Below are 7,282 nucleotides of genomic sequence, written 5' to 3' on the forward strand. Positions count from 1 at the left end.
GATGTAAAGCGACTGATTAAAGAATTGCAGGAAGAAAAAGTAGATGGCATTGCGCTCGATCTTCGTAACAACGGAGGAGGATCGCTTACAGAAGCTATTGAACTCACCGGTCTCTTCATTAAAGATGGTCCGGTAGTGCAAGTAAAAAATTCTTTGAACCGCATTGATGTACAGACCGACAACAATCCTGCAATCACCTACAACGGTCCGCTGGTAGTATTAACGAACCGTTTCAGTGCATCAGCTTCTGAAATCTTTGCCGGTGCTATACAGGATTATCACCGTGGTGTGGTTGTAGGTGAATCAACTTTCGGAAAAGGAACCGTGCAAACTGTTATTGATCTGAAGCGATTCATCAACGATCCGGATAATGAAGTAGGAGAGTTGAAGCTTACCTTCCAGAAGTTCTATCGTGTTACCGGAAGCAGCACACAAAACAAAGGTGTAATTCCCGATGTAAAACTTCCTACCGCGCTTGATCCGCAGCAGTTTGGTGAAAGTGCTAATCCAAGTGCATTGCCATGGGATGAGATTCGCGGAACATTGTTCCAGAAAACACCGGTAATCAACGAGCGCGTTCTGGCGAACCTTAACAAATCATACCAGGAGCGTCTTAAAAACGATAAGACACTCGCGCAATTTGTAAACGACACAGAAGACATTCGCCAGAGCTATAAAGAAACCAAAGTATCGCTGAACGAGGCTGTTCGTAAAAAAGAAATGGAAGATGCTGAAAAGAAAAAAGCAGCACAGACCAATCTTAACACACGCCTGCCAAACAAAGAGCTGCCTACATCCAATCTGAACGAACTGGATGACGAATACCTGCGAGAAGGTTTATTCGTATTAGGCGATCTAATTACCTCCAAGATCGGTTAATCATTTCTTTATCCATCACATGAAGTTATTCTCTCCGGAAAGTTGAGATTGTAACTTCATGTGTATTACTTGCAGGCTGATTCTCCCACAAACTCCTATGAAGCAGTATCTCGACCTGATGAAAGACATCCTCGAAAACGGGGCCAGTAAAACCGATCGTACAGGTACCGGAACATATTCTGTTTTCGGAAGACAAATGCGATTCGATCTTTCACAGGGGTTTCCATTGGTTACTACCAAAAAGCTTCACCTGCGCTCTATCATTTATGAATTACTGTGGTTTCTGAATGGTGATACCAACATCAAGTATCTCAACGATCATGGTGTATCCATCTGGGATGAGTGGGCGGATGAGAATGGAGAGCTCGGCCCGGTATATGGCTCTCAATGGAGAAGCTGGCCGGCACCTGATGGAAAACACATCGATCAGATCACACAGGTGATCAACCAGATCAAACAAAAGCCAGACTCGCGCAGGCATATTGTTACTGCGTGGAATCCTGCGGAAGTAGATAAGATGGCGTTGCCTCCCTGCCACGCACTCTTTCAATTTTATGTGGCCGATGGAAAACTTTCCTGCCAGCTATATCAACGCAGCGCAGATTTCTTTCTCGGTGTTCCTTTTAACATTGCTTCGTATGCACTGATGACCTATATGTTCGCGCAGCAGTGCGATCTGCTGCCAGGCGAATTTGTGTGGACCGGTGGCGATGTGCATTTATATACCAATCACATTGAGCAGGCAAAACTACAGTTATCACGGGAGCCCTATGCGCTGCCTTCGCTCAACATCAAACGGAAGCCTGCCTCCATCTTCGAATATCAGTTCGAGGATTTCGAGATTGTAAACTACCAGGCGCATCCATCCATTAAGGCGCCAATCGCTGTTTAGGAGGCGGTAACCGTTATCTGTTACAGATTAACGGTTGATGTCTTTATACATTAACGGCTAAACGATTAACGTATAACGATTAACAATTAACGTGTAACGATTAGCCTGATAGCTGATAAACTTGCAGCTTTTTTTGTATATTTAGTAGAGGATCATTCCCCCCATGAAACTACTCTACACCTTCCTGTTTATAGCATGGCTGGCAGCAGACGAAATTCCTTTCAAACCCAAAGAGGAATTTGATATCAACCTCGACTTTAAATTCAAGGTGAAAGCAGGCGATCATACACAAGTATATACTACCGCACAACCCGCATCCTCCGGGCCGCTTCCCTATCTCAACCTCGATATAAAAATGGTGAAGCTTACACAGGAGGAAGTCAGGGTAAAAGTCATCAATAGTAAAGACATCACCGTGATGTCGAGAAAAGTAGTGCAGGGTGATGTGATAAACCTTGATATAGGATATACCGATGATGTGAAAGGTCGTGTTACCGAGTATGAGTATATTATCTACTTTCTTACTAGAGATAAGAAACCTGTAAGCCGCATTGTCATTCACTTTGAAGAAGATGGTACCTTCCTGGTGAATGGTGAAAAACGCGGACGTGTATAACCTATAGATTGTCTTCTTCCGAATCTTTTCACAACCTCTCCGCAAGCTATCTTTCCTCTCCTGTATGGAGCATATTTGTTTTCGTTTTTTTAATGTTAATTCGCACAAATGATATAGCCGAATGAGGAGCCTTGTATTTTGTTTATTGATAATTCCAACGATCGTTTTTTCACAAGCGGATAATCAATCCGATGCAGCACGCATCAAACTCAGGCTGAAAAAGCTGAATGTATTATCCTCTGTGCTATATATGGCAGCACACCCCGATGACGAGAACACACGCATTATCACATACCTCGCGAATGATAACCTCGCAACCACCGGGTATCTTTCACTGACACGCGGAGATGGCGGACAAAACCTGATCGGTCCGGAGATCCGCGATCAACTCGGTTTGATCCGCACACAGGAATTATTAGCGGCCAGGCGTATAGATGGCGGACAACAATTCTTTACGCGTGCCAATGACTTTGGCTTTTCAAAATCTGCCGATGAAACTTTTCACATCTGGAATAAAGACGAAGTCCTGTCGGATGTAGTAAAGATTTTTCGTCAGTATCAACCCGATGTTATTATTACCCGTTTCCCTCCGGACGAACGTGCGGGGCACGGTCATCATACAGCCTCTGCTATACTGGCACAGGAAGCATTTGATCTGGCCGCATCAAAAGATATATACCCTGACCAATTACAGAATCTTTCTGTGTGGCAGGCAAAGCGATTATATACCAACACCGGTCGCTGGTGGAATACGAGCATCAATGAATCTACGCCCGGTGTAGTGACGCTGCATGTAGGCGCCTATAGCGCATTGCTCGGGCAATCATATACCGAGATAGCGGCCGTTAGCCGAAGCCAGCATAAGAGCCAGGGATTTGGTTCGAGCGGCACACGTGGTGATCAACCAGAGTTCCTTGAATATATAAAGGGAGCGAAGGCGGAGAAGAGTATATTTGAAGGTATAAATACAACGTGGAGTCGTGTAAAAGGTGGCGAAAAAATTCAGCCACTGGTAACAAAAGCGATTGCCGAGTTTAATGAAGAAAATCCGGCTGCAAGTATTGCTATAGTATTGCAGATACGCAAAGCTATAATGGCGCTGGAGCCCGGTATATGGAAGACACGCAAACTGCAAGAGACGGAACAACTACTGGTAGATTGCTTGGGACTATATATCGATGTAACGGCTGATAAATACTATGTAGCACCCGGTCAAAAAGTTGTAGCTTCTATCGAATTGGTGAATCGTTCGGGTGTTCCGGTTACTATCAATCGCATCGAGGCAAAGGATATAGCGGTTGATTCTGCTACTGCTATGGCATTACAGGATAATATACCTGTGCTGCTGCGCTATAGCCGGAGTATACAACGCGATGAACCATACTCTGCACCCTATTGGCTGAACGAAAAACACGGTGTTGGACTTTTTACAGTAACCGATAAAAATCTTATAGGTAAACCGGAGAACGATCCTGCTATACCGGTAACATTTACGATAACCATTGCCGGAGAGAGACTGCAAGTGGTACGACCGCTTCGCTATAAATGGACGGATCCTGCAAAAGGAGAATTGTCACGCCCCTTTGAAATTGTGCCACCCGTATTCTTAAACCTCAGCAGTAACGTAGTAATCTTTCACGATGCCACACCGCATGAAGTAGCGGTTACAGTAAAGTCAGCAAGTGATGCGCGCATAACCGGTACGTTGCGCCTGGAACTGCCACAAGGGTGGAGGACAGACCCTGCATCTATAGCGCTTGACATACACGAGCGCGGTGAAGAGCAGATAAAAACATTCCAGGTATATCCGGCCTCGAAAGAAGAAACCGGTATACTGAAAGCAGTAGCCGTAATTGACGGAGCGGGTTCGTTTGACAGAAGTATTCAGACGATCGGCTACGATCACATTCCTACACAAACACTATTGCCAAAAGCGGAAGCGAAAGTAGTGCGTCTTGATCTGAAGAAGGAGGGAACTGTGATCGGCTACATCCGTGGTGCCGGTGACGAAACTCCCGCAGCATTACGCTATATGGGATATACCGTGGTAGAGATGAAGAATGAAGATGTAAATGCTGTTAACCTGAAACGCATGGATGCTGTAGTAGTAGGTGTGCGTGCGCTGAACACGAATCCGCGCATGGGCTATAGTATGCCTGCGCTGCTGGAATATGTTAAGAACGGTGGTACCTTGGTAATGCAGTATAATACCAACGATGCTGTAGCGAAAAACTTTTCGCCCTATTCGCTAGAGCTTTCGCGCGATCGTGTAACCGAGGAGGATGCTGAAGTACGAATACTGAAGCCGGAACACCCGGTAGTAAATATACCCAACAAAATTACAGCTCAGGATTTTGACGGGTGGGTGCAGGAGCGGGGACTATATTTCCCGAATAAGTGGGATCCTTCATTTGAAGCCATTCTCTCGATGAATGACAAGAAAGAGACACCGAAAGATGGCAGCCTGCTGGTGGCGAAGTATGGTAACGGTTACTATATATATACATCGTTGTCATTTTTCCGCGAGCTGCCGGAAGGTGTTGCCGGGGCCTATAAGCTTTTTGCAAACATCGTTTCTCTGCGCGGGCAACGTGCGGAGCCTGCACCTGCGCAAGCCAATAGAAAGCGAAAGAACAAACACACCTGATATAGTATATATCTCTTTCCACCACCAACGCTATATATAGTATGAATTTCACCCCGGATAAGCCGCCTGTGTTCAAAACCTGGCAGCATTGGTATTGGCTCGTTATTGGAGTCATGGTAATACAGATCATACTATATTATTGGTTAACCCGCATCTTTGCATGAATTATCTGGATTGGGTTATACTCTTTGGTACAATTCTCTTTATTGTACTATACGGAACGTGGCGCACAAAAGGAACACGCAACATTGAAGGCTATTTAAAAGGCGACAACTCCATGAAGTGGTGGATGATCGGTATATCCATCATGGCCACGCAGGCGAGTGCTATCACGTTTCTTTCTACACCAGGCCAGGCCATTGAAGATGGCATGCGCTTTCTGCAATTCTACTTCGGATTGCCCATCGCCATGGTTATTATCTCTGTAACCATGGTGCCGATATACTATAAATTGAAAGTATATACCGCCTACGAATACCTGGAAACTCGCTTTGATCTTAAAACACGGTTACTCGCGGCTATACTCTTTCTTATACTTCGCGGATTATCAGTAGGCATTACGTTGTATGCACCGGCACTGGTGCTATCCACTATTTTAGGGTGGCCTATATCCGTTACCACTTTGCTGATCGGGACACTCGTGATCATTTATGTAGTATCCGGTGGAACAAAAGCCGTGAGCCTTACACAGCGTCAGCAAATGACAGTGATCATAAGCGGAATGATTCTGGCCGGTATATTAGCCTATAGCATGCTACCCGAGACAGTAACATTTCGCGATACGGTAGCATTGGCGGGCACGATGGGGAAGATGAACCTGGTAAACCTTGAGTTCAATCCCAACGATCGCTATAATATATGGTCAGGGTTGATAGCCGGTGCATTTCTGTTTCTGTCATACTTTGGCACCGATCAATCGCAGGTAGCGCGTTACCTGGGCGGTGTATCCGTTGCTGAAAGCAGATTAGGACTAATCTTCAATGGTCTGCTAAAGATACCGATGCAGTTCATCATCCTGTTTATTGGAGTTATGGTATTTGTGTTCTACCTGTTTCATCAACAACCGGTATTTCATAATACTGTATTAAAGGAACGTGCATTACAGACTGAACAAGGTGAGGTGATCCGCACGCTCGAGCAACAATATACTTCTTTGCATGAACAGAAGCGCGTTGAAGTAGATCACCTCGTAGAAGCGATGCATGCTGAAGATAAGCAGGCTATACAAACATCGCGAAAGAAAGTACAGCAACTATATAAACGGGAAACGGAAGTACGCGATTCTGTAAAATCAACCATAGCACAAGCTATACCTGGTGCAAAAACACAAGATCGCGACTATATATTTCTCAACTTCGTATTGAATAATTTACCCAATGGCATAATAGGATTATTGCTGGCAGTGATGTTCTCAGCAGCCATGTCTTCTATGGCAGGCGAGCTTAATGCACTGGCATCTACCACCACCGTTGATATATACAAGCGATCGATGAATAATACCGCAGAAGCATCGCATTACCTAATAGCCTCACGCTGGTTTACTGTACTATGGGCCATACTCGCGATGGTGTTTGCCATGCTTGCTACATTTGCCGAAAACCTCATCCAGTTTGTAAACATAGTAGGGTCGCTCTTCTATGGAACAATACTCGGAATTTTCCTCACCGCCTTCTATGTAAAACAAGTAAAAGCAACCGCTGTATTTTGCGCAGCCATACTCGCGCAAGGCATCGTGCTATATTTCTATTTTTTTACAGATATAGCTTTCCTGCTATATAACATAATCGGATGCGCAGTGGTGATCGTGTCGGGGTTGGTGCTGCAGATAGTGTTGGGGACACGTGAGTAATTATTTTAAGCGCTTCCAACTACTTCCTGCTCAATAATAATCACGTAAGAGGTTACTAATCAGTTTAGTATATATCTGTCTAAAAATTTTTGACTTCATTTAATGTTTTAACATCTGAACGGTTTTATCTTTGCACCAGATTTTACTTTAAACTGTGTCTTTGGGCTCTGTCTAAGATTATATCAGTCGAAGTAAGTTCGTTGCACTAACCTGTCTACCTGTTTAACTCAGCGTCTTCCCCCTCTTAACGGGCATCTCATGCCTGTTGCGCATAGTTTCTATCGGAGGCTGTTTTTGCATAGCATCTTCAAACATTTACCCAATATCCTTCGAGGCTCAGAATATGAGCAGCGCTGGTAGTTGATATTTATTGTCCTTATTAACGTCACGTATGATTTT

At 44.6% G+C, this 7,282-nt stretch carries 5 protein-coding genes; all 5 read left to right on the top strand.

From position 1 onward, the window contains the following. A partial coding sequence (locus tag VIN08_RS26855; protein WP_331972427.1) for a carboxy terminal-processing peptidase occupies positions 1–879 on the top strand: 879 nt, incomplete at its 5' end. A gap of 97 nt (positions 880–976) precedes the next feature. After that, positions 977–1,771, top strand: coding sequence for a thymidylate synthase (thyA, locus tag VIN08_RS26860; RefSeq protein WP_331972429.1), 795 nt, complete (start codon positions 977–979; stop codon positions 1,769–1,771). 163 nt (positions 1,772–1,934) lie between these two features. Then, positions 1,935–2,387 carry a hypothetical protein gene (locus tag VIN08_RS26865; RefSeq protein ID WP_331972431.1) on the top strand — a complete coding sequence of 151 codons (453 nt, stop codon included), beginning with the start codon at positions 1,935–1,937 and terminating at the stop codon, positions 2,385–2,387. A 121-nt stretch (positions 2,388–2,508) separates the two neighbouring features. Further along, a complete protein-coding gene (locus VIN08_RS26870) occupies positions 2,509–5,034 on the top strand; it encodes a PIG-L family deacetylase (RefSeq protein WP_331972434.1) in 2,526 nt (841 codons plus the stop codon). Between the two features lie 160 nt (positions 5,035–5,194). After that, positions 5,195–6,883, top strand: a complete 1,689-nt coding sequence (locus VIN08_RS26875) for a sodium:solute symporter (RefSeq protein WP_331972437.1) — start codon at positions 5,195–5,197, stop codon at positions 6,881–6,883. The last annotated feature ends 399 nt before the right edge of the window (positions 6,884–7,282 follow it).

Origin of the sequence: Ohtaekwangia sp. (genome assembly GCF_036568665.1) — a bacterium.
Classification (GTDB): Bacteria; Bacteroidota; Bacteroidia; order Cytophagales; family Cyclobacteriaceae; genus Ohtaekwangia.